The sequence below is a fragment of the Cupriavidus sp. 2SB genome, from assembly GCF_005503625.1.
Classification (GTDB): Bacteria; Pseudomonadota; Gammaproteobacteria; order Burkholderiales; family Burkholderiaceae; genus Cupriavidus.
Genome location: NZ_SCMX01000091.1, coordinates 1 through 24,229, shown reverse-complemented (window position 1 = coordinate 24,229; position 24,229 = coordinate 1). Strand labels below are relative to the sequence as shown.

Sequence of the window (24,229 nt, the reverse complement as noted above, 5' to 3'; positions counted from 1 at the left end):
ATCAATTCCTTCGGGATGGCGGGCAATTCCCGCAATGGGGCTTTCGGTTTGCGTGGCATACATGCTCCTTAACGACATGTTATGCCCTACACACAAAATTCCTGACAGGCCCAGGCCCTGAGCGGTTTCAGCGCGGAAGAGGCCGAGCGCTTCATCGGCTTTCTGCAGCGGGCGCGCGCCAACCTGCTGAAGCCGCAGCAGAACTAGTTCTCCGGGAACACGATGGCGACGGTCAGGCCGCCGCCGTGCGTCTCGGACAGCGATATGGATGCGCCGTGCAGCCGCACGATTTCGCGCACGATGGAAAGCCCCAATCCATTGCCTTCGCGGCTGGCGCTTGCCTGCCCGCGATAGAACCGCTTGAAGACGTCCTCGCGCTCGCTGGCGGATACACCGGGACCGTTGTCTTCCACGATCAGGCGCCTGCCCTCCACGCGGACGGTCACCACGGCGCCGGGGCCCGCATAGCGGATTGCGTTGTCGATCAGGTTGCCGAGCATCTCCTGGAGCAGATGGGTCTGTCCTTCGATCCGCGTGACGCTGGCCGCTTCGGTGTCGTGGCCTTCGAATCCGATATCGATACCGTCGCGCCGGGCCACCGGCACCCAATCAAGCACCACGTTTCGAGCGAGCGCATCAAGCTGCAGCGGCGTCAGGTCGGGAGCATAACCACTATCGTTTTCAAGGCGGGACAACGAGAGCAACTGCGCCACCTCTCGCGCCGCATGCTGCACCGATCCGTGCAGCCGCGCCACATGAGCGTGAACATTGGCGGGAGCGGATTCGCGCAGGGCCAGTTCCGCTTCGGCCTGGATGATGGCCAGCGGCGTCTTGAGCTGGTGCGCGGCATCGGCAAAGAATCGCTTCCGCCCGGCAATCATCCGGTGCAGCCGGGCCACGTACTGGTTCACGGCGGCCACCAACGGGCGGATATCGTCGGGCAATGCGGTGTCATCGAGCGGCTGCAGATCGTCGGGGCCACGTGCGGCCATGGCGTGCGATAGCCGATGCAAGGGCCGCAAGCCGCGCCCCACGGCAAACCAGACAATGACCAGCGCCAGCGTGACGAGCACCAGTTCCTGCAGCAGCGATCCGATCAGGATGTCATGGGCAAGGTGCTGCCGGGCCTCGGTGGATTCACCCACCAGCACCCACACCATGCGCGTGCGTGCCGATCGCACATCGTGCAGAGGAATCGGCGTGGCGGCCATGCGCAAGGGCGTGTTCTGGTAGACCGCGTCGTAGAAGTGCGTGCGATAGAGCGTACGGTTCGGCCGGGGTGGCATCGGCAGGCCGTCGTAGCCGGTGATCGTCGTACCGTCGGCATCGCGGACCTGGTAGTACACCCGTGAACCTTGCTCGGCGTCGAAGACCTCCAGCGCAAGGTAGGGCACCTCCACTTCCACACGCCCATCGCGCAGGGCGATGCCCTCGCGCATGGCTTTGAGCGAAGCGGCGAGCGTGCGGTCGAATGCCTGATCCGCCGCGGCGGATGCGCGCCGATCCGTCAGCCATGCATCGAGCGCCAGCAGCAGCACCAGCGGCAGCAATAGCCAGAGCGTCAGTTGCAGCCGGAGGCTGCCGGTCTTCATCGTGGATGGGGCGCGTCCTGCGCGTCGGTCTGCCGGGATGCGTCCTGTGCCTGTGCTTCGAGCCGATATCCCAGGCCGCGCAGCGTGACGATGCTGACGCCGCTGCCTTCGAGCTTCTTGCGCAGCCGATAGACATAGATCTCGATGGCGTCCGGATTGACCGATTCGTCGATCCCGAAGATCTTTTCCGAAAGCGCTGCCTTGTTGAGCGCGCGGCCGTCGCGCAGCATCAGCACTTCGAGCACGGCCCGCTCGCGGCCGGTGAGCGACAGCAGTGCACCATGCAGCGTGAACGCGCCGCTGACACTGTCGAAGTGCAGCGGCCCGCACGACAGACCCGTGCGGTCGTGACCATGACTGCGCCGGATCAACGCACGCGCACGGGCTTCGAGTTCGGTCAGCGCGAAGGGCTTGGCGAGGTAATCATCCGCGCCCAGGTCCAGGCCCCGCACGCGATCCTCCACGGTGCCGTGGGCTGTCAGGATCAGCACAGGCAGCGGGTTGCGGCGCTGCCGCAGCCGGCGCAGCACTTCCAGACCATCCATGCGCGGCATGCCGATATCGAGAATGGCAAGCGCGTAGTCTTGCGTGGTCAACAGATGATCCGCGCTGGCGCCGTCGTGCATGCAATCGACCGTGAAGCCGCTCTGGCTCAGCGATGCCACCAGTGACTCGGCCAGTTTCAGATTGTCTTCGGCAAGCAGGATACGCATGGGTTAACAGCGGGGCAGGGGATTGGGGCAAACGGTGCGCGTGGATAGATACCTGTTACGCGCGGCCCTCGCCAGTTAGGGAAACTCCCAGTCGTGTTGCCTGGACCACGCGCAAAAATGCCAGCCGCTTTGAAAGCGAAGTGAAAGTGCGCGCCTTCTACCATCCGCTCCCGATCACACAAGAACGACGAGGAGACTGGCATGAAACGGAAGGTGGCGGCGGTGGCCGCAATGGGTTCGCTGGCAGGCGTGGTGGTGTCGGGCAATGCAGCGGCGCAATCGAGTGTGACGCTCTACGGGCTCGTGGATACGGGTATCGAATACTTGAGCAACGCCGGCCCCAACGGCAACTCGACCGTCAAGATGACGTCGGGCGGCAAGAACACGTCGCGCTGGGGCCTGCGCGGCAGCGAGGACCTGGGTGGCGGGATGAAGGCGATCTTCGCGCTGGAATCGGGCATCGCCGTGGATACCGGCAAGCTCGATACCGACAACACGCTGTTCGATCGCCGGGCATGGGTGGGCATCGAGGACAAGACGCTGGGCAGCATCCGTATGGGCCGCGACTTCACGACGACCTACGATTTCATGCTGCCGTTCGACCCGATGGGCTACGCACCGAGCTATTCGTGGGCCACGTCGTCGACGGCCACGGGTGGCCGCAAGGACGGCATGTTCTCGCGCTCCGCCAACATCGTGCGCTACGACGGCAAGTTCGGTCCCGTCAAGGTGGGGGGCACGATGTCGTTCGGCGAAGTGCCGGGCAGCTTCAAGTCTTCCTCGAAATACGACCTCGGCCTGGGCTACAACGCGGGCAAGTTCGCGGCTGCACTGACATGGGATCGCCAGATGGGCGCGGGCACGAGCACTACGCCAACTGACAATGTGGACTACGTGCAGGGCATCCATGCCGGTGCCAGCTACGACTTTGGGGCCTTATCGGTCTACGCGGGATATCGCAACTATCGCAAGACGTTCACGACGTCGGCGTCCAAGCAACTTAGCGATCTGTACTGGGTGGGTGCCGCGTATGACTTCACGCCGGCCTTCACGCTAATCGGCGCGGTCTACAAGCAGAACATCAAGGGCGATACGGATGGCGATCCGATCCTGTTCTCGGTGCGCGCCCAGTACAACTTTTCGAAGCGCACGGCGGCCTATCTGTCGGGCGGCTATGCACGCGCACGCAATGGGCAGAACGTCAGCGTGTCTCGTGACTTTGTGGGCTACGGCAGCAATCAGGTCGGTGTGATCGCGGGTCTGCAACACCGCTTCTGAGTCGATTCCAACCGCTTCGGAAACTCGACACTTTCGAGGCTTTGGGCTGCCGTGGTGGGTGGTCCCCCGGCGATGCCAGTGCTGGCATCGCCGGTTTTTCTATGCGCTTTCGCAGATTCACTGCGCGCCCGTGACGCGCCAGATGATATTGCCGACATCATCGGCCACCAGCAGGCCACCGCGCGTATCCACGGCCACACCAACGGGGCGCCCTTGCGCGTCGCCGTCATCGGTGAGAAAACCGGTCAGTACATCGAATGGCGCGCCCGTGGGGCGGCCCTGATCGAACGGCACGAAGATCACCTTGTAACCCGCGCGCGGCTTGCGATTCCACGAGCCGTGCTGGCTGACAAACATCCCATCGTGGAATCTCGCAGGCAGGCTGTTGCCCGAGGCACCGGTCATGCCAATCGATGCCGTGTGCGAACCTACGGCGTAATCCGGCACGATGGCCTTTGCCACCATATCCGGAGCAGGCGGTTTCACGCGTTCGTCCACATGCTGGCCGTAGTAGCTGAACGGCCATCCATAGAAGCCGCCATCGCGTACCGAGGTGATGTAGTCCGGCACGAGGTCGCTGCCGATCTCGTCGCGTTCATTGACCGAAGTCCACAGCATCTTCGTGGCCGGCTCCCATGCCATACCGTTTGGATTGCGCAGGCCGCTGGCGTAGATGCGATGCTGTCCGGACTGTCGATCGACTTCCCAGATGGCGGCTCGACCCGCTTCCTTGTCGAGTCCGTTCTCGCCAACGTTGCTGTTGGAACCCACCGTCACATAGAGTTTGCTGCCGTCCGCGCTGGCGATGACGTTCTTGGTCCAGTGGTGATTCAGCGGACCACCGGGCAGATCCACGAGCTTCGTGCCCGCATCCGTGATGTTGGTCTGTCCCGGTGAGTACGGGAATCGCACCACTGCATCGGTATTGGCCACGTAGAAATCGTTGCCGACGAGCACCATGCCGAACGGCGAATTCAGATCCTTGAGGAAGACGCTGCGCTGGTCTGCCACGCCATCGCCATCGGTATCGCGCAGCAGCGTGATGCGGTTGGCGCTCGGCGTTACGGCACCGGCACGCTTCATCACCTGCTTCATGACCCAGCCGCGAATGCCCTTGCTGTCATCGGGCTTGGGCGGCGCGTTGGTCTCGGCCACGAGCACGTCGCCGTTGGGCAGCACGTAGACCCAGCGGGGATGGTCGAGCTTGTCTGCGAAGGCGGCCACGCGCATGCCATCGGCGGCTACGGGCATCTTGCCGTTTTCCCACCCCTTGGCGGGGGCAACGTGGACGGTGGGGATGGTGGTCTGGTTCGGTGCAGGCAGCTTGGGCGCGGGACCAAAGCCGGCCGCTTCGGGCAGCTTGGCCGATTCGCCGCAGCCGCTCAGCAATACGAGCGTGGCCACGACGGCGAACATCGTGGCCATGGGATAGATCATGAAGGGGCGAACCATGGAGGGCTCCAGGAGGCGGTGTCGTGCAGAACTCCCTGAAGCATAGGAATGTGCGCTCGGCTTGTATGTCAGCGGCGCTGCAAGCTGATGTCCGCTGCCGTCTGACTACCCCAGCATCCCGTGGCGCTCATGCCATTCGCGCAGCGATTCCTTGGGAAACTTTCTGAAATGGCGGTGACTTTTGCCGCGCGGCACATCGACCCACTCTGGTGCGTCATCCAGCATGATCTCGACGGTTTCCGGTGGTTTCGGCAGCGGCGTATCGATGGCGCTGGCATAGGGATGGACGAGTTCGGGCCAGCGCGGGTCCCACAGCCACAGCGGCGTGCCGCATTGCTTGCAGAAGTAGCGATACGCCTTCGAGTGATGCGGCGATTTGCCTGTTTCACGCATCACCGCATGAAAGTGGGCAACGTGCTTTTGCCCGCTAACGCGTAGCGTTTCGGCATCGCCGCCGATATTGATGCCGTAGCCCGCGCTGCCGCCAGTCTTGCGGCAGATCGAGCAATGGCAATGCATGAATGGCGACGGTGAATCCGACTCAAGCGAGAACTGCACGACGCCGCATTGGCACGAACCTTCGAGATGCATGATGACTCCGATATCGATGTGGCAATGCATCACAGTGTGGGTGACCGGACTCCTCGTTTCAAGCACTTGACGCAAGGATTGGCCACGGTAACCCGGCAAAAACTGTGGCTTTGTCAGGCGTTGTCTGTCAGTGCGCGCGAGTTTTTGTAAGGGATTGTTTGAATGCGGCACGCGACACACCAGATGGCTTCTAAACTTGGGCAAACGGTGCGGCAACGCTCCGTTTTCGTTTCAGGTTCCAGGTTCTTTCGATAACAACATTGAGAGGTCTCTTATGTCCAAGACTCGAATCATTCGCAACACCTCGCTCGTCGGCGCCCTGGTTGCAGGCTTGATGTCGGCGACCGCATTCGCGCAGACCACGACCGCTCCCGCCAACACCACGAGCGCAGTGCCGCCGGGCACGGTGCAGATCCAGCCGCCGAAGGACCCGCTGGTGGAGCGCCGCGAAGCGCGCAAGGCGGCCAATGACCAGTACAAGGCGGAGAAGGCAGCAGCCAAGAGCACGTACAAGCAGGACGTGAGCGCCGCCAAGGGCGAACAGAAGGACGCCAAGAAGGCGGCCAACGAGGCCGCGAAGGCGGAGTTGCAGCAGGGTACGAAGCAGTAACGACGTCTCAATCTGCTCGCAGCATGCTCCCCTCTCCCGCGTTGCGGGAGAGGGGTCGGGGGAGAGGGCATGGAGCTTCAAATAGCGACTTGTCTGTCGTTGAAGCCGCTGGCCCTCTCCCCCAGCCCCTCTCCCGCGCGCGGGAGAGGGGAGCAAAACCGTCGATGCGTTATATGAGCCGCGCCCCCGGCCATGCCCCCGACATCACCGTCTTCCTCACAGACTGCCGCACCGTCTGCATCACATCCCACAACTCTGCAACCGCCGGACGATTGCGTGCCGTTGCCACGGCCACCTGGCGCGTGACCACCGGATCGACCAGTCGTGCCGAATGCAGCCGACCCTGCGCCACGCGATCCGCTACAGCTGCGAAAGGCAGCAGCGTCGCGCCGCAGCCGTCTTCCACAAGCCGCATCGACACCGCGTTCGACGCATCGCATTCCATCGCCACGTTCAATGTCGTCCCGGCGCGCGTAGCCAATGCTTCAGCCAGCATGCGAAGGCCACTGGTCGTGCTCGGCAGGATCAGCGGCACTTCGCCCAGGCGTCGGGCCTGAAACGTGGGACCGACGTGGCTCCATGATGCAGGCGTGACCAGCGTCAGGTCTTCTTCCAGCAGGACATCCACTTTGAGTGCGCCCTGTTGCTCGGGCAGGTAGAGCAGGGCAACGTCGATTTCACCGGCTGCGAGCCAGGACAGGATCGGCGATGCCAGTCCTTCGACAAAACGCAGTTTCGTTGCCGGATAGCGCTCCTTGAGTGCGGTGCCGATGGACGCAAACGCGGTGTTGGCGATGGTCGGCTGCGCGGCGATGACCAGTTGCGTGGGCCCTTGCGCGGAAGATGCCCGCACCGCGGAGCGTGCTTCGGACAGCGTGGTGGCCACCTGCCGCGCGTAGCCCAGCAGCGTGGCACCAGCTTCGGTCAGTACCACGCCGCGCCCGCTGCGATGAAACAGCCGCGTGTCGAGCGCAGCTTCGAGCCGCGTGATCTGACGGCTCACGGTGGACTGGTCGGCGCCCAGTTCCAGCGCAGCGCGCGAGATGCTCTGCGTGTTGGCCACGCAGACGAAGCACGCCAGGTCGTCGGAATTGAGCGCAGACATCAGGCCGTAGTTGTCGAAACAGGCGGCTTGTCGCCGATGGCGAACGACGACAGGTGCTCGATGGCCTTGACCAGTCCCGAGTGATCCCATGCCGCGCCGCCCTGGGCCACGCACACGTTGAAGAGTTGCTGCGTCGATGCCGTGTTCGGCATGCCCAGACCCAGCGCCTTGGCCGTGGACAGCGCCAGGTTCAGGTCCTTCTGGTGCAGCTCGATGCGGAAGCCCGGATTGAACGTGCGCTTGATCATCCGCTCGCCGTGCACTTCGAGAATCTTCGAGCTGGCAAAGCCGCCCATCAGCGCCTCGCGCACGCGTGCCGGATCGGCGCCGGCCTTGGCGGCCAGCACCAGCGCCTCGCTCACGGCCTCGATGGTCAGCGCCACGATCACCTGGTTGGCAACCTTCGCCACCTGTCCGTCGCCTGCGTTGCCCACCAGCGTGATGTTCTTGCCCATCAGTTGCAGCAGCGGCAGGACCTTGTCGAACACGGCCTGTTTGCCGCCGGCCATGATCGACAGCGTGGCGGCCTTCGCGCCCACTTCACCACCCGAGACCGGCGCGTCTACGTAGTCGCAGCCCAAGGCTTCGATCTTCTTTGCGAACTCGCGCGTCTCGATGGGCGAGATCGAGCTCATATCGACCACGATCTTGCCCTTGGCGAGACCCGCTGCCACGCCGTTGTCTTCAAACAGCACGCGCGCCACGTCCGGTGTGTCGGGCAGCATCAGGAAGATGACTTCCGCTTGTTTTGCGACTTCGGTAGCGCTCGCGCACGACTGCATGCCTGCGTCAAGCAGTTCCTGCGGCACGCCGCTGCGCGTGTGCGCGTAAACAGTGTGGCCGCCGGCCTGAAGGTGTTGCGCCATGGGCTTGCCCATCACGCCCAGTCCGATGAATCCGATCTTGCTCATGATTGATGTCCGGTTGCTACAAGTTCTGTCAGGAAGGAAAGCGCTCGCGCAGCGCGCGGGCCGCATCACGCAGCAGCACGTGGTCGATACCCACGGCCACGAAGTGCGCGCCCATGTCGAGGTAGCGTTTGGCGTCGGCCTCCACCGGCGTCAGCGTGCCGATGGCCTTGCCCGCGCGATTCGCTGCATCGTAAATCTGTTTTACGGCGGCCTGCACATCGGGGTGGTTCGGATTGCCGAGATGACCGTATGCCGCGGCCAGGTCGTTCGGACCGATGAAGATGCCGTCCACGCCGGGCTCGGCGCAGATTGCTTCGACGGCTTCCACGCCCTTGCGGCTTTCGATCTGTACGAGCACGCAGATGTTGTCGTTGATCGTCTTGAAGAAGTCGGGCAACGTGCCGTAGCGGTTCTGCCGCTGCGCACCGGAGACACCGCGAATGCCATCGGGCGGATAACGCGTGGCTTGCACCGCGCGGCGCGCTTCCTCGGCGGATTCCACGAACGGAATCAGGAAGTTGTAGAAGCCGATGTCGAGCAGCCGCTTGATCGCTACCGGATCATTCCACGGCGGGCGCACCACCGGCGCGCTGGTGCTGTCCTTGAGCGCCATCAGTTGCGGCGCGAAGGTCAGCACATCATTGGGCGAGTGCTCGCCATCGAGCAGAATCCAGTCGAAGCCGGCCAGACCGACAATCTCGCTGGTGGTGGCTTGCCCGAGCGAACTCCATAGTCCGATCAGCCGCTTGCGCGCGAGCATGTCGGCGCGGAAGCGGTTGGGCAGCGGATGAAGCTGGGGCAGGTGAGGGGTGGCAGTCATGTTGGAAAACTCCTGATCAGTCTGCGGCCAGCGCCGACAGCGGGCCCGGGGATTTGCCGCGCGATTGCAGCACGCGTGCCGCGGCATCGTCGAGTTGCGCGAGCGTGCCACTATCCACGGGAATAAATTCGGCGCGGGCGCGGCGCCACGCGCGTTCGGGATCGCCGGGCAGTTTGATGTCGTCATTGCCGGGTTGCAGGCGCGAGGCCTTCATCCATTCGACGAACGATTCGACTTCATGGCCGAACGAGGTGCTGCTACCCATCCGCGCGGGATCGAACACGATGGCCAGCATGTTGTTCCACACGGCGTGTTCGTGCGTGAGCGTTTCCGGGCGGATCGTGTGGCCGCCCGTCACGGCGGCGCCGAGCAGTTCGCACATCACCGCAAGGACATGGCCTTTGTGCTCGCCAAACGTACGCAGCGCGCCCTGCGGCGTACCGGGCTGCGGGAACATCACGGCGGGGTTGTCGGTGGGGTGCCCGTGCGGATCCATCAGGCAACCCGGCGGCACCGCTACACCCTTGTTGTTGGCCACGCGTACCTTGCCGAGCGCGATGGCGCTCGTCGCGAAGTCGAGTACCAGCGGCGGCTGGCCCGCCACGGGCACGCCGATCGTGAACGGATTGGTGCCGAAGCGCGCATCGTAGCCGCCATACGGCGCGACGATCGGCTTGGACAGCACGTTGACGAAGTGGATCGAGATCATGCCGGCCGCCGTGGCCTGCTCGGCCCAATGGCCCACACGTCCCAGATGGTGCGAGCGGCGCAGGCCCAGCACGCAGACGCCGTGCTCCTTCGCGCGCTCGATCCCCATGCGCATGGCCTCTTCGGTCACCGCCTGGCCCATGCCGCGATTGCCGTCGAGGCTCAGGATGCCACCGGACTCATGCACCACGCTGACCTGCTGGTTCAACTGGAGTTGGTCCGCCTGCCATGACATCACGTACTTGGGGATCATTCCCACGCCGTGCGAATCGTGGCCGGAGAGGTTGGCGCCGACGAGGTGATCAGCGGTCAATGCCGCCTCGCGCGCGTCGGAACCCGCCGCCAGCCAGAGATCGACCACCCACTGATGCAGGCCGGCAGTCGGGATTCGATGTTCACTCATGCATTACTCCAGGTGGATATTGGCGACCTTGATCAGGTTGGCCCACTTGGCCACCTCGGCTTTCTGGAAGGCGGACAATTCTACGGGGCCGGCGCCCGAAGGCTCCACGCCCATCGAGGCCAGCTTGGCACGCACGTCCGGCTGGCGGATGATCTTGCCGATTTCGGCGGAGAGCTTGTTGACCACCGGCGCGGGCGTACCGGCCGGTGCGAAGATCGCCTGCCACGACACGATCTCGTAGCCGTTCAGGCCCGATTCGGCCATTGTCGGCACATCGGGCAACTCGGCAGCGCGCTTGCCGCCAGTGGTGGCCAATGCCCGGAACTTGCCAGACTGGATCATCGGAATCGCGGCGAGGCTGTTTTCGAAGACGAGATCCACCTGGCTGCCGAGTAGCGCCTGCACGGCCTGGCTGCTGCCCTTGTACGGCACGTGCGTCATGCGCAGGCCGGCCATGTTGGCGAACAGTTCGGCGGCCAGATGCTGCGAGGTGCCGTTGCCCGACGAGCCAAAGTTGATCGAGCCGGGCTTGGCCTTGGCGGCGGCAATCACGTCCTGCACGCTCTTCCATGGGCTGCTGCTGTTGACCACCAGCACGTTTGGCAGCGTGCCGATCAGCGTGATGGGCTGGAAGTTCTTGACCGGGTCATACGGCATCTTCGGATACAGGCTCGTATTGATGGCGTGCGAGCTGATGGTGCCGCCCAGGATGGTGTAGCCGTCGGCAGGCGCCTTGGCGACATAGTCCGAGCCGATGTTGCCACCCGCGCCTGCGCGATTCTCCACCACCACGGACTGGCCCAGTGTCTGCGAGAGCTTCTGGCCGATCAGGCGGCCAAGCAGGTCGGTGGTGCCGCCGGCTGCGAAGGGCACGACATAGGTGATGGGCTTGGACGGATAGTGGTCGGCCGCATGCGTGCCGGTCTGGGCGCCGGCATGGCCGGCCACGGCCATGCATCCGGTACAAAGCACGGCCAGCACGGGCCGCATGGCGCGTTGGGTCAAAAGCATAGGTTGTCTCCTGTTCACGGAACGTTTCGGGGTCTTCATCCCGGTTCGGCGTTTCCCTTTATGTCGTTCTGCCTGCCGGTTTCCGGGACGGAGCAGCGGCGCAGAACCGGGCGCCTTGTACGGCGCCTCGCCTGTCAATCTACACGGACACCCGCCGTGCGGCCTTGCAAAAAACGCATAACAGAAATGCACGATAGACCGCGCGGCCTTGGGCGTCAAACGGAACAATTGCAGACATTCACGAAGCCTCTTTACTGGATTTCGCCATGACAACTGCAACCCCCTCGGCCCGCTCCGGCGGTCATGTACTGGTCGACCAACTGCGCATTCACGGCACCGAGCGCATCTTCTGCGTGCCCGGCGAGAGCTTTCTCGACGTGCTGGACGCGCTCCATGACGAGTCGTCCATCGACCTGGTGGTCTGCAAGCACGAGGGCGCGGCGGCGAATATGGCCGAGGCGGATGGCAAGCTGACCGGCCGCCCGGGCATCTGCTTTGCCACACGCGGGCCGGGTGCCACGCACGCCAGCATCGGCGTGCATATCGCCGCGCAGGACTCCACGCCGATGATCCTGTTCGTCGGCCAGATCGCGCGCCAGTACAAGGGCCGGGAAGCATTCCAGGAGGTGGACTATGCCGCCGTGTTCGGCTCGATGGCCAAGTGGGCCGCCGAGATCGACGACCCCGCGCGCATTCCGGAAATGGTGGCACGCGCCTTCCAGGTCGCCACATCGGGCCGGCCCGGCCCCGTGGTGCTGGCGCTGCCGGAAGACGTGCTCGACGGCATGGTGGAATGCGCCGATGCCGCGCCGTATCGTGCGGTTGCTGCTTCCCCGGCTGCAGCCGATGCCAAGGCGCTGGCCGCCGCATTGGCCGAAGCACAACGTCCGCTGGTGATCGCGGGCGGAGCGAACTGGACGGACGCCGCCGTGCGCGACTTCGCCGCGTTCGTGAACGCGTGGGATCTGCCAGTGGCCTGTGCCTTCCGCCGTCAGGACGTGATCGACAATCGCGACCCGCACTACGTGGGCCACCTGAGCCTCGGTGTCAGCCCCAAGCTGGCGGAGCGCGTGAAGACCGCCGATCTGATCGTGGCTTTCGGTACGCGGCTGGGCGATATCGCGACCGATAGCTACACGCTTCTGGATGCGCCGCGGCCGAAGCAGAAGCTGGTTCACATCCATGCCGATAGCTTCGAACTCGGCCGCGTCTATCAGGCCGCGCTGCCCATCCATGCCGGCGTGGAAGCGGGTGCCGCGATGCTGGCGGCACTGCCGGCCCCGGCTGCCAAGCCGTGGAAGGACTGGACCACGGGTGCGCGGGCCGAGCACGAGGCATTTGTCACGCCACCCAAGCCGCACGCCGAACTGACGGGCGTGGATCTGGGGGCCGCGATGGCGCATCTGAACCAGGTGTTGCCGGAAGACGCGATGCTATCGAATGGCGCCGGGAACTACACGGTCTGGCTGCATCGCTTCTACGCGTACAAGCGGCCCCGTACCGAGCTTGCCTCGACTTGTGGTGCGATGGGGTATGGCTTGCCGGCTGGTATCGCCGCCAAGTTGCGCCATCCGGAAAAGACCGTGGTCTGCTTCGCGGGCGACGGCTGCTTCCTGATGTATCCGCAGGAAATCGCCACGGCCGCCGCGCATGGCGCCAACCTGATCACGATCGTGGTGAACAACCGCATGTACGGCACGATCCGCATGCATCAGGAAAAGCGCTACCCGGGCCGGCAGAGCGGCACGGCTATCGTCAATCCGGATTTTGTGGAGATGGCGCGCAGTTGCGGCGCATGGGCCGAGCGCGTGGAGCGGACCGAAGATTTCGCCGCAGCATTCGAACGGGCCATGAAGGCGGGCAAGCCGGCCGTGCTGGAGCTGGTGACAGACCCGCTGCAGATCACGCCGGCCATGCGGGTAACGGAGTTGCCGCTGCGCTGACCCCAGGCGCGTTTAGTTTGAATTATGGGAATCCAATAATTATGGGATTCCCATGGTTTCGGCTAAAGCGGGGATCATTCTCAAAAAAGAGATGTCTGCGCGGGTTCGGGTGTGCCCAGGATCTGGCGAATCTGGGCCAGATACCGGTCCCCGACGGCCCGATGGGTCTTCCGGGCTTCCTCCAGAAAGACACGCCTTGCGGGTGGCCGGATGTTCAGCATCCGGCAAATCGTGGAAAGATAGGGCTTCCTGCCATCCCCGGCAGCGCGTCGGGCCGCAGAGGCGAGGGCGGCATCGCCGATGCGCCCGCGCAGCCAGACCAGGATCTGCCGGTCATATTCGTTCTGCACACGGATCAGATGTTCCATCTGTAGACTCCGAAATCTCCGATTACTGTTCATCCATACAGTACCTGTAAATATATACAGTGTTTCGGAATTTTCAAGGGCTCGATAAGACAGCGGTGGGACGCCGGTGCCACAATGGCAGCCTTTGCGGCATCCCACTGTGGGTTGCCGCACGCCCCAACCTTGTTCCATGCGTCTTCCCAGTCTGATTGCACTCCAGATGCTTGAGTGCGCCGCCCGGCTCGGCAGCTTCACGCGTGCGGCGGCCGAACTGAACGTGACCGAGAGCGCGATTTCCCGGCAGATCCAGGCGCTGGAAGCCCGGCTTGGTGTGCGTTTTTTCGAGCGCGTGCGCCAGCGAGTGGTGCTGACAGCCGATGGCGACCGCTACGTCCGGGAGATCCGCGAGGAACTCAAGGCGATCGAGCGCGCCACCAAGGATCTGGCTTCAAGGGCTGGGGGCATGGACGTGATCGAGCTGGCGGTGGTGCCCACCTTCGCCACGCAATGGCTGATTCCCCGGCTGGCCAGCTTCCGTGCCGAGCATCCGCGCATCGTCGTCAATATCCACGCCCGGCCCGAACCATTCCATTTCGCCGAATCGCTGTTCGATGCCGCGATCTACTTTGGCGACCGGCCCTGGGAGGGGCATCCCCACGCGCGGCTGCTGGACGAGGGGCCCTCGATCCCGGTCTGCAGTCCTTTGTTGCTCGAACAGGCAAGGCTGCGCGAGCGGGACGATCTGCTCCGCCTGCCGCTGTTGCATCTGGCCAGCCGTCCCGATGCCTGGCCCGACTGGTTCAGCGCAGATGACGAGGACGTGCGCCGCAAAGCCCGGCTTGGCGCCCGCTATGACCTGTTCACGATGGTGACCGGCGCGGCGATCTGCGGGCTAGGCGTGGCAGTGCTGCCCGCGATGATGGTTCATTCCGAAATGGAAAGTGGGCAGTTGGTGGCGCTGCCATTTCAGGCTGCACGCAAGGCGGAAGACGGCGGGGCGTACTTTGTGTCCTATCGGGAAGGAAAGCCCGGCGATGACAAGGCCCAGTCATTTGCCGACTGGCTATTGCGCCAATGTGGTGCAAACCAGCGTTAATGCGTAAAAGGCATCAAGTAGCGTAGAAATGTTGCTTGCGAGGAAGGGCCGGCTGTCTGACACTTGGCGGCGCAATTTCCCCTCAAGATCATGACAGCCACTTTCTCGTCCCCCAGCCAGATCCGCGCGCAGTTCTCGCGTGCCATGTCCGATATGTATCGCGCCGAGGTGCCGCAGTACGGCACGCTGATGGCGCTCGTTGCCGACACCAACGCCGACGTGCTGGCCAGCATCGGCGCCGCTGCAGCCGGCGCGGCCGGCCAGGAATCGCGTATCGAGGTGGAGCGCCACGGCGCAATCCGCGTGGGCACGCCCGAAGAACTCGCCACCATCCGTCGCCTGTTCGGGGTGATGGGCATGTTCCCGGTGGGTTACTACGATCTTTCCGTAGCCGGCGTGCCGGTGCATTCCACGGCGTTCCGTCCGCTCGATACGGCGGGTCTGGCCGAGAACCCGTTTCGGGTCTTCACGTCGCTGCTGCGACTGGATCTGATCGACGATGTCGCGTTGCGCGATGCCGCTGCTGCGGTGCTGGCCACGCGCTCGATCTTCACGCCGGGATGCCTGGCGATGATCGAGCGTGCCGAAGCACAGGGCGGTTTGAGCGAGGACGATGCCGCGCGCTTCGTGACCGAGGCACTGGAAACGTTCCGCTGGCACGGTAAGTCGACCGTGACGTCCGAGCTTTACTGGAAGCTGCGCAAGACGCATCCGCTGATCGCAGATATCGTCTGCTTTCCCGGCCCGCACATCAATCACCTGACGCCCCGCACGCTCGACATCGACATGGTGCAGGCGCAGATGCCATCGCGTGGCATCCAGCCCAAGGCTGTGGTCGAAGGTCCGCCTACCCGCCGCTGCCCGATCTTGCTGCGCCAGACGAGTTTTCTTGCGCTGAGCGAACCGGTGACCTTTACCGACGGCGGAGAAGCCGGCACGCACACGGCCCGCTTCGGTGAGATCGAACAACGCGGCGTGGCGCTCACGCCGAAGGGTCGCCAACTGTATGACCAACTGCTGGCCGAAGTCCGCAAGACTATTTCGCCGGCTGGCGACGGTTCGAATGCGGACGCGTACCGCAAGACGCTGTCGCAAGTATTCGAAGCATTCCCCGATACGCACGAAGGGCTGCGCCAGCAAGGGTTGGCCTACTACCGCTACGCCGTGGGCAATGTGGCGGCGGACGGCAGCGATGTGGAAGCGCTGATCGCCTCCGGCGCACTCGTGGCCGAGCCGATCACGTACGAAGATTTCCTGCCCGTCAGCGCAGCCGGCATCTTCCAGTCGAACCTCGGCGACGAGCGTCGCGACGATCTGCAGGCATCGCCCAACCGCGCAGCATTCGAGCAGGCGCTGGGAGCGAGCGTCAGTGACGAGCTGGCGTTGTATGCGGCAGAGCAGGAAGCGTCGTTGAGGGTGGCGTTGAATGTGTTGGGCGTGGCTTGATCCTTCCACCTTGTTTTCTCCCCTCTCCCTCCGGGAGAGGGGCGGGGGAGAGGGCCGGCGCTTCAAGTTCTAACAGCGGCTATCGCAGACGAAATGCTTGCCCTCTCCCCCAACCCCTCTCCCGCGTCGCGGGAGAGGGGAGAACACCACCAGCAAGAAAAAAACCAAAGAAAAAGACCCGCCAGGTCTTCACCCGGACGGGTCCATGAAAAGACGAAGGGAAAGTCTTCGTCGTGGAGCTTGTTCTTGCTGGGCGATCAGAACCGGTGACGCACGCCGACAATCCCGCCGAACTGGTTCTGGCCCGTACCAACCTGCGCACTGGTCGCAGTCAGCGTGGTAGCACTGCCGTTCAGCGACGGGCCAAAGCCCGACAAGCCCATCGACGAGCCATTGCGATTCTGCGCGTACGCCGCAATCGCGTACAGGTCGGTGCGCTTGGACAGTGCGTATGTGCTCGACAGCACGAAGCTGTACGGATCGCCGCTGCTGTTGCGTACATCGGTGTAGTACGCGGCGCCGGTCACGGAGATGGCCGGGGTCACCTGGTACGTGGCGCCTACCCAGTACAGGTTTGTGCGCAGCGAACTGCTGGCGAAGTCGCCGTAGTACCAGCGATAGCCGGCAAACGCGCGACCACGTCCGAAGTTGTAGCTCGCACCCACGCTGGCGCGACGTTCGCGATTGTCATCGGTGGCCATGGTGCTGCCGCGCACTTCGTCATACACCACGCGGGCCGACACCGGACCCGAATCGTAGCCACCTGCCACCGACCAGTTGCGGCCAGCCTTGTAGTCGCCCGGCACTTCGCCGCCAGCGCTGCTGTCGTAGCCCGTGCTGTAGAGCAGGCCATAGTAGAACGCACCCGTCTGGCCCGTGAATTTCAGCGAGTTGTCGGCGCGGCCGGACATCCACTTGTCGTGCATCAGCACCGAGTAACGCGTGGCGATGGCCATCGGGTCATAGGCCAGCGAGAAGTCATACAGCACGGTCTGATGGCGACCCAGCGACACGGTGCCGTACTGGTTCTGCAGGCCGACGAATGCCTGGCGCCCGAACAGGCGGCCACCCTGGTTCAGGCTGCCAGTATCGAGATCGAAACCGCTTTCCAGCGTGAAGACCGCCTTCAGGCCACGGCCAAGATCTTCAGAGCCGCGCAGGCCCCAGCGCGAGGTCGACATATTGCCGGCCGACATCCGGACCAGGTTGTTGCTGCCACCCGTGGCGCTGTTCGGAGCGTGAGTCAGGAACTCCACGCCGGCATCTACCACGCCGTAGAGCGTGATGTTCGATTGCGCCTGCGCCACGGCAGGCAGGGCAGGCAATACGGCCAGGGCGGCCAGGCAGGCAATACGGGTCTTCATGCTTCGTTATCCTTTTCTAGAGACACGCGCACGCGCGTCCCCATTCGGCTCAGGCGCGGTGCGGCGACTGAAATGTAACGATTGGTGTCGAAGCAAAGAAGAGCGGATCGTCTGACAGATTGTTTTGGGGTGTGGACAATAAAAAGCTCCGGCCAACTGCACGTTGACCGGAGCCTCGTTTTATCCGGCGATTCAGTCGCCGGCGGTCGGCACGACTGCTACTTCTTCAACAGCGGACACTGCGACTTCGCCACCGGCATGAACGCCTGGTCCCCGGACACTGTGGCCAGCAACTTGTAGTAATCCCACGGATACTTCGATTCCTCGGGCTTCTTGACCTCGAAGAGGTACATATCGTGGATCATGCGGCCGTCCTCGCGGATGCGGCCGTTCTTTGCGAAGAAGTCGTTGATCGGCAGCGACTTCATCTGCTTCATGACAGACGCGGTTTCGTCGCCGCCCGCCGCTTGCACGGACTTCAGGTAGTGCGTGACTGACGAATAGACGCCGGCCTGACTCATGTTCGGCATCTTCTTGACGCGGTCGAAGTACTTGCGCGACCACGTGCGCGTGGCGTCGTTCATGTCCCAGTAGAACGCTTCGGTCAGCACCAGCCCCTGGGCGGTCTTGAGGCCGATGGCGTGGATGTCGTTGATATAGAGCAGCAGTCCGGCCATTTTCTGCGTGCCGCTGCGGGTCAATCCGAATTCGGATGCGGCCTTGATGGCGTTGACGGTGTCGCCACCAGCGTTGGCCAGCCCCACGACCTGCGCCTTGCTGGCTTGTGCCTGGAGCAGATACGACGCGAAGTCGCTGGTGTTCAGCGGATGACGCGCGGCGCCGAGCACCTGTCCGCCGGACTCATTGACGACGCTCGTCGCCGATGCCTGGAGCGTGTGGCCGAACGCGTAGTCGGCGGTCAGGAAAAACCAGGTCTTGCCCCCGCGCTGTACCATCGCGCGCGCCGTGGTGTTGGCCAGTGCGTAGGTGTCGTAGGCGTAGTGGACGGAGACCGGTGTGCAGAGGTCGTTGGTGATCCGCTCGGTGCCAGGGCCAGAGAACACCACGATCTTGTTCTTCTGCTTGGCCACGTCGAGCACGGCCAGCGCCGGGGCGGAGGCGGCCACGTCGAGAATCGCGTCGACCTTGTCGGTATCGAACCATTCGCGTGCCTTGTTGGCGGCGATGTCGGCCTTGTTCTGATGGTCGACGACCACCAGCTCCACCTTCTTGCCCAGCACCTTGCCCCCGAAGTCGTCGATTGCCATCTGCGCCGCGGTGGCGCTGCCGCGTCCGGTGACATCGGCATAGAGGCCGCTCATGTCGAGCAGCAGGCCGATCTTGACGACGTCATCGGAGACGGCGGCATGAGAGGCGAGCGATGTCACGGCGAGTGCGGCGGCAATGATGGTCTTGATGGGTTGCATGGGTCTCCTCCTGGAATGTTTTTTGGTTTTCTCCCCTCTCCCGCGAGCGGGAGAGGGGCGGGGGAGAGGGCAAGCCTTTCCTCTCCGAGATGCGGATTAGAACTTGAAGCACTGGCCCTCTCCCCCAACCCCTCTCCCATGTTGTGGGAGAGGGGAGCAAAGCAACGACGGGCAGCAAAATCAAACCGTCGCCACCGGCGTAACCGGCGACCCCACAGCCCCGGGCAGCCGGAGCGGCGGCGCAGTCAGCATGAAACGTGTGCGATGGTTCGCGCGCAGCCAGTCGGCCAGTTCGCGGAGGTGCCAAAGTTCGCCCAGTGGTAGTCCGAGCTTGAACAGGCAGTGATGATGCAAGGGCAGCAGCGGATGCGCCCTTGCATCGTCGGGCGGCGGCGCAGGATAGCGCTCCACGGCGTAGTTATCGGCGATCAGTGCAGCGATGCCGGAATCGGTGATCCACTTCAGCAGCCGGTCGTCGCGGCCATTCAGCGCGCAGCAACTGTGGTGAAGCACTTCCTCGTCGGGATTGCGCTGCATCGACAGCACCACCTCGGCAAAGCCGGTGCGCAGCAGAAGCATGTCCCCGCGCTCCACTTCCACACGATGGGTTTCCATGGCGCGCATGAGGTCGTCGTAGCCGACGTTGCGGAATTCGGTGCCGAAGACATCGGCCAGGTCTACCAGCACGCCCCGGCCCTGCATACCCTTGACGGCGAAGTTCTCGATGCCGAGCGCGTCGGCGTGACTGGCGTGGCCGTGGCCGCAGTCGTGCGCTTCGAAGTGGTCGTCCTCGGCATAGTCCACTGGCCCCACGATGTCGTCGTTGGCGCGGAAACCGTTGTAGTAGACCCGCTCGGGCCGGCCATCGCCATCGGCATCGAACAGGGCGCCTACGTGCGCGAGCGAATCCCACTGCGTCGAGTACTGCAGGCAGAGCAGCACCTGGTCATCGCTGATGACATCGGTGGCGGCCGGATTGACCTTGGCCAGCGGGAAATTCAGGTAGGGGATATCGTCGCGAAAGGTGGGGCGTAGCTGTGGCGGATGGCGGCGGGGGTTGAGCTTGTTGCCGCCTGGGTAGTCGAGCGGCATCGACAGGCAGAAGCTGATGCCCGCCTGGATCTCGCGCGCACCCTTGACCACCTGTTCGGGGCCGATCAGGTTGACGCGGCCTAGCTGGTCGTCGGGACCAAAATCGCCCCAGTTGGAACCTTCCGGACGTTGCTTCCAGCGCATGCTTCAGGTCTCCTCGGATGTTTTACTTGTTGTGTCGCCAGCGAGTGGCGCCGAGGCCGTTTATAGGCGATTGCGCAGCGGCGGTCATTCTGCGCCGCACCAGAGTTTTGCCTGGCAATACGAAAGGGGTGCTCCTGATCGCGTGTGGAACTTACTCGCCCAGAAACTCGGCCAGGACTTCGAGTCCTTCCACATGGTCGGCCACGACTTTGGCGATGACCGCCAGCGGAATGGCCAGCAGCATGCCCCAGGTGCCCCACAGCCACGTGAACAGCAGCAGCGAGACGAACACGGCCACGGCATTCATGCGCGCCATGCGCCCGGTCATCCAGGTGGTCATGCCGTTGCCGATCAGCGTGGCGATCAGCAGCGAGCCGCCCGCTGTAGCGCCCACCATCGGCAGGGTGCCGAACTGCATGAAGGCGGCCACACCGAGGCACACCGAGGTCAGCAGCGAGCCGAAGTAGGGCACGAGGTGCAGTGCGGCGGCCACCAGCGACCACGTGCCGGCGTTCTCGACGCCGAGATACCGCAGCAACAGATAAGTGCAGATGCCGAGCGAGGCATTGGTGACCAGCAGCAAGAGCATGTACCGCTGGATCGACCGGTTGATCTCGTCGAGCATGTGCACGTTGATTTTCTTGCGGCTGATGGTCTTGCCGGACATCTTGATGAACTTGCGCTTGAACATGTCGCCGCCGAGCAGCAGGAACCATGTGAGGAACAGCACCACCACCGCCTGCGCCATGAGCGCGAATACGCCCATCGAGCCGGCCCAGAGCACAGTGTTCAGGCTGTCGCCGGAACTGTCGACGATGATCCGGGCGCCACGTGGCGCCGGCGGCTGGCCGGTGCCGCCCAGCACCGTGGCGGCACGGCGCACCTTCTGCAGCATCGAATCGTCGCCGCTCATCAGTTCCCCGACCGAACGCGACAACTTGCTGGCGATATCGGGCAGGCGATCCACGATGGACGAGACCTGGCCCTGCAGCAGATAGGCGCTGCACAGGATCAGCCCAAGCAGGCCGAGCAGGACCACCGTCGCTCCCACCAGGCGCGGCACGTGCTGCCGCTGTAGCCATGCCACCAGTGGGTCAAGCAGGTAGGCCAGTACGATGGCAAACACCACGGGCACCACGAACGCCCGGGCCACGTGCAGGGCATAGAGCGACGCCAGCGTGGCGAGGACGATCAGCGCCACGCTGGCGCGTTGCATCGAACTCGTCCAGGCAGGCGGTGAGAAGTCGGGCGCGGTGATGGGCGCGGCCGCAGCAGACTCGGGGGCACCCGCCTGTTCCTGCGGCGGTGCTGGCATGGCGATCCCCGTCGAGGGCGGCACGGCCGGTACGGCAGGGGAGGAGGGAACGGCCGGTGGGACAGTCGACATGGCTCGGAGTGCAGGCTGGGGGAACCTGCTCTGAGCATAGTGCGTGGACCAGATCCGGAATGTCGGCGCGAAGCGAGGGGCCGTGTAGGACTCCGGCGCGCATCTCCGGCTTATGCCTGGTTATCCCTTCGGGAATGCAAAACGCCGGTCTGGTGAACCGGCGTTCTGGGTGATGCAATGGTCATGACCGCACGCTAGCGAGGTGGATCGTCAGCAATCGGGCGAGAAGCGGTGTCGAGGCGCTGTTTGGGATTGAGCAGGGGGTCGTTCTTGAACATCCAGCGAGCACCAAAGGCGATGGCAACGATACAGGCCAGCACATACGCAACGGTCGCAGTGAGAGTCAGCATGGTTTTCTTTCACAGGAGGGGTTGCGACTGCAAAAGCCGCGAGAACCGGATAAACATCAGCCAACCGTGACTGACGCAACGGATTGTATGTGACCCCACACGTGATCCCGACCCCATTTCCGCTGAAAGTTTTTGTATGCCGATCTAAATGTCACTAATATCGGCCCAAAGTACGATATCGCCAGCGGATCGGTGGCGATCTTCGTCGCGGTTCGGCTAGTCAGATTGCTCGGAATCAGTCAAAAGTAGCAGCCCATGCTGTACTGCTCCGCCCGGAGTGCGCGGGCCGCATCACGGTAGCGGTCGGCATGCGACCAGTATTCGGAGCGCTCCATGGCGCGTTCCGATGCGCGCGCCTGGTATTCCAGGGCCCGGCACTGATTCCAGAAGGTGGTCTGGGAGCGCATGGCGAGCTCGTCCTCCCGTGCATCCCAGTTTTCTATCTGTTGCGACAATCGCGCCCGCTGCGTCAGGTAATCCTGTTCGTCCCTGCGGACCTTTGGCGACTTGGTCACCGTGGTGACCTTGCCCTTCATCGAACTGGTGACATCCCGATAGCCGGAAGGGCACGCGCCGGAGGTATAGAGCGTCTCGCGATCCCCCTGGCACTTGGTCACGGCGTGCGCGGCGCCATAAGTGGCCAGCGTCAACAGCAACACGGCGAGCAGTCTGGACATGGCGGCACCTTCAGCGGGTCTTGTTCAGATCACTGTAGGCAGCGGCGAGCGCGGGGACCAAGCGAGGAAAGGTTTCCAGATATTTCTGGGGCTTGCCTTGACCCAAGTTGCCGGTCAGACGAGGGTCCAGACCCCGTCCACATCCCGCGCAACCCCATCCCCCTCCAGTTTCCTCAAATGCGCCAGCAACGACCGCTGCGCCACCGGGTGCATCCGTTCGGGCACATCGTCGTAGACGCTGGCCAGCAGCGTGGCGATATTGGCCGGCGCCAGCGCGCGCAACGCATTCATGACCTTGGCCTCGCGTTGCTGGCGATGGCGGATCAGCAGGCGGATCGCTTCGTGGGGGCGCGGCATCAGGAAGCCGTGGCCGGGTGCGATCCAGTCGATGTCCTCGTCCAGCAGCATCTGAAGAGACGCCAGATAGTCGCGCATGTCGCCATCGGGCGGATTGATGACAACCGAGGAGCCTTGCATCACGTGATCGCCCGTGAACAACGTCTTTTCTTCTTCGAGCAGGAAGCAGAGGTGGTTCGACGCGTGCCCTGGGGTATGGATCACGCGCAGCGTGGTATCCGGACTCAACACGATGCGGTCGCCGTGATCGGGCATGTGGTCGGGGCGGAACGTCGGGTCCTGGCGATCGGCCACCGTAGTCACGCGGCCCCAGACCGGCGCCGAGGTGGATTCGCGCAGGCGCACCGAACCGGGCGAGTGATCCAGGTGCGTGTGCGTGGTCAGGATCAGCTTGACCGGTCCTGGTGCGGCGGCCATCACGGCGGCGAAGTGCTCGGCATCGTCAGGACCCGGATCGATCACGGCCCACGTGTTGTCCGCGCCGGCCACGAAGTACGTATTGGTGCCGGGGCCGGTCATCACGTTGCCGTTGTTGGCCGTCACACGCCAGACGCGTTCGGAAAGCCGGACCGCGAGGCCGGGTTCCAGCGTATAGCGGCCATGGCCCGCGCCGTCCGGATCGATCCGCGCGATCTCCGCGTAGCTCGGCTCCTCAGGCATGACGGGCCGCTGCCCCTTGGGACCGTGCGCCAGGCGCGGCATGACCAGTGCGATGTTGCGCTGCTGCCGGGCGTAGTCGAAGCACGCCTGCGCCGTGGGAAAGTGCGCGATCGACTGCAGGATGCGGCGCGTGGCATTGACGAGCGTGAGATTGGCGGCCGGATCGGCGGCGTCACTGGGTCGCATCCAGCGATGCTCCACCGCTTCCACGCCATCGTGGATGGCGGTCTGGCCGGCCGGCAGGATTGCCATGAAGAAGCGTGTATCGAATCGCTTGGCCAGCCCCGGGGGCGTGAGCCAGTAAGCGCAATAGGCCAGCTTGTCGACGGCCAGCGTCAGGCCCAGCGTCTCGCAGACATGGGCCACGCCCTTGCCGCCATAGCTGGCCGCTTCGCGCAACTGGCCGCGCACCGCCTCGCCAAGATCGTCGAGCCGGACGATCTGCCCGCTGGCATCGTAGGCAAACAGCAGGTTGGCTTCCTCGAACGCCTCGCGCACCGCGCACAGGTAGTAGTCGAGCCCGTTGCCAGCCACATCGAGCCGCGCACTCGCCGCAGCGTCATCGAGCCCCGTACAGAGCGGATGGAGCGCAGCATCCTGCGGATCGAGCACACCGCCCGGAAACACGTAGGCACCGGCGCTGCGATCATCGTCGCGTTGCGGACGACGCATCAGCAGCACTTCCATGCCTTGTGGCCCGTCACGCAGCACAAGCATGCTGGCAGCGTGGCGCATGGCCTTGGAT

22 protein-coding genes are annotated in these 24,229 nt (G+C 63.9%); 5 read left to right on the top strand and 17 right to left on the bottom strand.

The window, feature by feature from the left end:
• Positions 1 to 203 precede the first annotated feature (203 nt).
• Both FFS21_RS27885 and FFS21_RS27880 read right to left on the bottom strand, forming a co-directional pair.
• Entirely contained in the window at positions 204 to 1,592 is a 1,389-nt protein-coding gene (locus FFS21_RS27885) for a sensor histidine kinase (RefSeq protein ID WP_137927935.1), read from the bottom strand.
• A complete protein-coding gene (locus tag FFS21_RS27880; RefSeq protein ID WP_137927934.1) occupies positions 1,589 to 2,305 on the bottom strand; it encodes a response regulator in 717 nt (238 codons plus the stop codon). Before FFS21_RS27880 ends, FFS21_RS27885 begins: the two co-directional genes overlap by 4 nt.
• Positions 2,306 to 2,506: 201 nt before the next feature.
• Here FFS21_RS27880 and FFS21_RS27875 point away from each other — a divergent pair, with 201 nt between their 5' ends.
• Positions 2,507 to 3,583: a porin gene (locus FFS21_RS27875; protein WP_137927933.1), complete on the top strand. Its 1,077-nt coding sequence runs from the start codon at positions 2,507 to 2,509 to the stop codon at positions 3,581 to 3,583.
• 117 nt (positions 3,584 to 3,700) lie between these two features.
• Here the strand turns inward: FFS21_RS27875 and FFS21_RS27870 are convergent, their stop codons facing one another.
• Together FFS21_RS27870 and FFS21_RS27865 are read right to left on the bottom strand one after the other, a co-directional pair.
• Complete coding sequence (locus tag FFS21_RS27870; protein ID WP_212745276.1) at positions 3,701 to 5,020, bottom strand: PQQ-dependent sugar dehydrogenase; 1,320 nt, start codon at positions 5,018 to 5,020, stop codon at positions 3,701 to 3,703.
• Positions 5,021 to 5,140: 120 nt separating this feature from the next.
• Positions 5,141 to 5,626 carry a GFA family protein gene (locus FFS21_RS27865; RefSeq protein ID WP_137927937.1) on the bottom strand — a complete coding sequence of 162 codons (486 nt, stop codon included), beginning with the start codon at positions 5,624 to 5,626 and terminating at the stop codon, positions 5,141 to 5,143.
• Positions 5,627 to 5,900: 274 nt separating this feature from the next.
• On the opposite strand from FFS21_RS27865, the gene FFS21_RS27860 reads away from it, so the two are divergent.
• Positions 5,901 to 6,236 (top strand): hypothetical protein, encoded by a 336-nt coding sequence (locus FFS21_RS27860; protein ID WP_137927932.1) that lies wholly within the window; start codon positions 5,901 to 5,903, stop codon positions 6,234 to 6,236.
• A 169-nt stretch (positions 6,237 to 6,405) separates the two neighbouring features.
• On the opposite strand, the gene FFS21_RS27855 is transcribed toward FFS21_RS27860, so the two are convergent.
• From FFS21_RS27855 to FFS21_RS27835, 5 genes are read right to left on the bottom strand one after another with little or no spacing between them, the layout of a single operon-like run.
• A complete protein-coding gene (locus FFS21_RS27855; RefSeq protein WP_137927931.1) occupies positions 6,406 to 7,341 on the bottom strand; it encodes a LysR family transcriptional regulator in 936 nt (311 codons plus the stop codon).
• Positions 7,341 to 8,252, bottom strand: coding sequence for a 2-hydroxy-3-oxopropionate reductase (locus FFS21_RS27850; RefSeq protein ID WP_137927930.1), 912 nt, complete (start codon positions 8,250 to 8,252; stop codon positions 7,341 to 7,343). Before FFS21_RS27850 ends, FFS21_RS27855 begins: the two co-directional genes overlap by 1 nt.
• 28 nt (positions 8,253 to 8,280) lie before the next feature.
• Positions 8,281 to 9,072 carry a 2-dehydro-3-deoxyglucarate aldolase gene (gene garL, locus FFS21_RS27845; RefSeq protein ID WP_137927929.1) on the bottom strand — a complete coding sequence of 264 codons (792 nt, stop codon included), beginning with the start codon at positions 9,070 to 9,072 and terminating at the stop codon, positions 8,281 to 8,283.
• 16 nt (positions 9,073 to 9,088) lie between these two features.
• The gene (locus FFS21_RS27840; protein ID WP_137927928.1) at positions 9,089 to 10,183 is read right to left on the bottom strand and encodes a malate/lactate/ureidoglycolate dehydrogenase; all 1,095 of its coding nucleotides are present in this window, start codon (positions 10,181 to 10,183) and stop codon (positions 9,089 to 9,091) included.
• Positions 10,184 to 10,186: 3 nt separating this feature from the next.
• Entirely contained in the window at positions 10,187 to 11,194 is a 1,008-nt protein-coding gene (locus tag FFS21_RS27835) for a Bug family tripartite tricarboxylate transporter substrate binding protein (protein WP_137927927.1), read from the bottom strand.
• Positions 11,195 to 11,460: 266 nt separating this feature from the next.
• Here FFS21_RS27835 and FFS21_RS27830 point away from each other — a divergent pair, with 266 nt between their 5' ends.
• Positions 11,461 to 13,137 (top strand): thiamine pyrophosphate-binding protein, encoded by a 1,677-nt coding sequence (locus tag FFS21_RS27830; RefSeq protein ID WP_137927926.1) that lies wholly within the window; start codon positions 11,461 to 11,463, stop codon positions 13,135 to 13,137.
• A gap of 80 nt (positions 13,138 to 13,217) precedes the next feature.
• Here FFS21_RS27830 and FFS21_RS27825 read toward each other — a convergent pair whose 3' ends face one another.
• Positions 13,218 to 13,505: a CppA family protein gene (locus FFS21_RS27825; protein WP_137927925.1), complete on the bottom strand. Its 288-nt coding sequence runs from the start codon at positions 13,503 to 13,505 to the stop codon at positions 13,218 to 13,220.
• A gap of 169 nt (positions 13,506 to 13,674) precedes the next feature.
• Between FFS21_RS27825 and FFS21_RS27820 the strand changes: the two genes are divergently transcribed.
• Together FFS21_RS27820 and hglS are read left to right on the top strand one after the other, a co-directional pair.
• A complete protein-coding gene (locus tag FFS21_RS27820) occupies positions 13,675 to 14,580 on the top strand; it encodes a LysR substrate-binding domain-containing protein (RefSeq protein ID WP_137927924.1) in 906 nt (301 codons plus the stop codon).
• Positions 14,581 to 14,670: 90 nt separating this feature from the next.
• Positions 14,671 to 16,026, top strand: coding sequence for a 2-oxoadipate dioxygenase/decarboxylase HglS (hglS, locus tag FFS21_RS27815; protein WP_137927923.1), 1,356 nt, complete (start codon positions 14,671 to 14,673; stop codon positions 16,024 to 16,026).
• 257 nt (positions 16,027 to 16,283) lie between these two features.
• Here hglS and FFS21_RS27810 read toward each other — a convergent pair whose 3' ends face one another.
• The 7 genes from FFS21_RS27810 to FFS21_RS27780 form a co-directional block, all read right to left on the bottom strand.
• Positions 16,284 to 17,390, bottom strand: a complete 1,107-nt coding sequence (locus FFS21_RS27810) for a porin (RefSeq protein WP_137927922.1) — start codon at positions 17,388 to 17,390, stop codon at positions 16,284 to 16,286.
• A gap of 218 nt (positions 17,391 to 17,608) precedes the next feature.
• Positions 17,609 to 18,817: an ABC transporter substrate-binding protein gene (locus tag FFS21_RS27805; protein WP_249359713.1), complete on the bottom strand. Its 1,209-nt coding sequence runs from the start codon at positions 18,815 to 18,817 to the stop codon at positions 17,609 to 17,611.
• Between the two features lie 180 nt (positions 18,818 to 18,997).
• Positions 18,998 to 20,053, bottom strand: coding sequence for a cyclase family protein (locus tag FFS21_RS27800; RefSeq protein WP_137927921.1), 1,056 nt, complete (start codon positions 20,051 to 20,053; stop codon positions 18,998 to 19,000).
• A gap of 151 nt (positions 20,054 to 20,204) precedes the next feature.
• A complete protein-coding gene (locus FFS21_RS27795) occupies positions 20,205 to 21,368 on the bottom strand; it encodes an AI-2E family transporter (RefSeq protein ID WP_249359712.1) in 1,164 nt (387 codons plus the stop codon).
• A gap of 266 nt (positions 21,369 to 21,634) precedes the next feature.
• Positions 21,635 to 21,790 (bottom strand): hypothetical protein, encoded by a 156-nt coding sequence (locus tag FFS21_RS27790; RefSeq protein WP_237380098.1) that lies wholly within the window; start codon positions 21,788 to 21,790, stop codon positions 21,635 to 21,637.
• Between the two features lie 239 nt (positions 21,791 to 22,029).
• Positions 22,030 to 22,467 carry a hypothetical protein gene (locus FFS21_RS27785; RefSeq protein WP_137927919.1) on the bottom strand — a complete coding sequence of 146 codons (438 nt, stop codon included), beginning with the start codon at positions 22,465 to 22,467 and terminating at the stop codon, positions 22,030 to 22,032.
• A gap of 114 nt (positions 22,468 to 22,581) precedes the next feature.
• On the bottom strand, positions 22,582 to 24,229 hold a 1,648-nt coding region (locus tag FFS21_RS27780), incomplete at its 5' end, for an MBL fold metallo-hydrolase (protein WP_502705203.1).

What these genes read in the sequence shown, in the direction of transcription:
- FFS21_RS27885 (WP_137927935.1), bottom strand. Translation starts at nt 1,592, where the DNA reads ATGAAGACCGGCAGCCTCCGGCTGCAACTGACGCTCTGGCTATTGCTG.
- FFS21_RS27880 (WP_137927934.1), bottom strand. Translation starts at nt 2,305, where the DNA reads ATGCGTATCCTGCTTGCCGAAGACAATCTGAAACTGGCCGAGTCACTG.
- FFS21_RS27875 (WP_137927933.1), top strand. Translation starts at nt 2,507, where the DNA reads ATGAAACGGAAGGTGGCGGCGGTGGCCGCAATGGGTTCGCTGGCAGGC.
- FFS21_RS27870 (WP_212745276.1), bottom strand. Translation starts at nt 5,020, where the DNA reads ATGATCTATCCCATGGCCACGATGTTCGCCGTCGTGGCCACGCTCGTA.
- FFS21_RS27865 (WP_137927937.1), bottom strand. Translation starts at nt 5,626, where the DNA reads ATGCATCTCGAAGGTTCGTGCCAATGCGGCGTCGTGCAGTTCTCGCTT.
- FFS21_RS27860 (WP_137927932.1), top strand. Translation starts at nt 5,901, where the DNA reads ATGTCCAAGACTCGAATCATTCGCAACACCTCGCTCGTCGGCGCCCTG.
- FFS21_RS27855 (WP_137927931.1), bottom strand. Translation starts at nt 7,341, where the DNA reads ATGTCTGCGCTCAATTCCGACGACCTGGCGTGCTTCGTCTGCGTGGCC.
- FFS21_RS27850 (WP_137927930.1), bottom strand. Translation starts at nt 8,252, where the DNA reads ATGAGCAAGATCGGATTCATCGGACTGGGCGTGATGGGCAAGCCCATG.
- garL (WP_137927929.1), bottom strand. Translation starts at nt 9,072, where the DNA reads ATGACTGCCACCCCTCACCTGCCCCAGCTTCATCCGCTGCCCAACCGC.
- FFS21_RS27840 (WP_137927928.1), bottom strand. Translation starts at nt 10,183, where the DNA reads ATGAGTGAACATCGAATCCCGACTGCCGGCCTGCATCAGTGGGTGGTC.
- FFS21_RS27835 (WP_137927927.1), bottom strand. Translation starts at nt 11,194, where the DNA reads ATGCTTTTGACCCAACGCGCCATGCGGCCCGTGCTGGCCGTGCTTTGT.
- FFS21_RS27830 (WP_137927926.1), top strand. Translation starts at nt 11,461, where the DNA reads ATGACAACTGCAACCCCCTCGGCCCGCTCCGGCGGTCATGTACTGGTC.
- FFS21_RS27825 (WP_137927925.1), bottom strand. Translation starts at nt 13,505, where the DNA reads ATGGAACATCTGATCCGTGTGCAGAACGAATATGACCGGCAGATCCTG.
- FFS21_RS27820 (WP_137927924.1), top strand. Translation starts at nt 13,675, where the DNA reads ATGCGTCTTCCCAGTCTGATTGCACTCCAGATGCTTGAGTGCGCCGCC.
- hglS (WP_137927923.1), top strand. Translation starts at nt 14,671, where the DNA reads ATGACAGCCACTTTCTCGTCCCCCAGCCAGATCCGCGCGCAGTTCTCG.
- FFS21_RS27810 (WP_137927922.1), bottom strand. Translation starts at nt 17,390, where the DNA reads ATGAAGACCCGTATTGCCTGCCTGGCCGCCCTGGCCGTATTGCCTGCC.
- FFS21_RS27805 (WP_249359713.1), bottom strand. Translation starts at nt 18,817, where the DNA reads ATGCAACCCATCAAGACCATCATTGCCGCCGCACTCGCCGTGACATCG.
- FFS21_RS27800 (WP_137927921.1), bottom strand. Translation starts at nt 20,053, where the DNA reads ATGCGCTGGAAGCAACGTCCGGAAGGTTCCAACTGGGGCGATTTTGGT.
- FFS21_RS27795 (WP_249359712.1), bottom strand. Translation starts at nt 21,368, where the DNA reads ATGCCAGCACCGCCGCAGGAACAGGCGGGTGCCCCCGAGTCTGCTGCG.
- FFS21_RS27790 (WP_237380098.1), bottom strand. Translation starts at nt 21,790, where the DNA reads ATGCTGACTCTCACTGCGACCGTTGCGTATGTGCTGGCCTGTATCGTT.
- FFS21_RS27785 (WP_137927919.1), bottom strand. Translation starts at nt 22,467, where the DNA reads ATGTCCAGACTGCTCGCCGTGTTGCTGTTGACGCTGGCCACTTATGGC.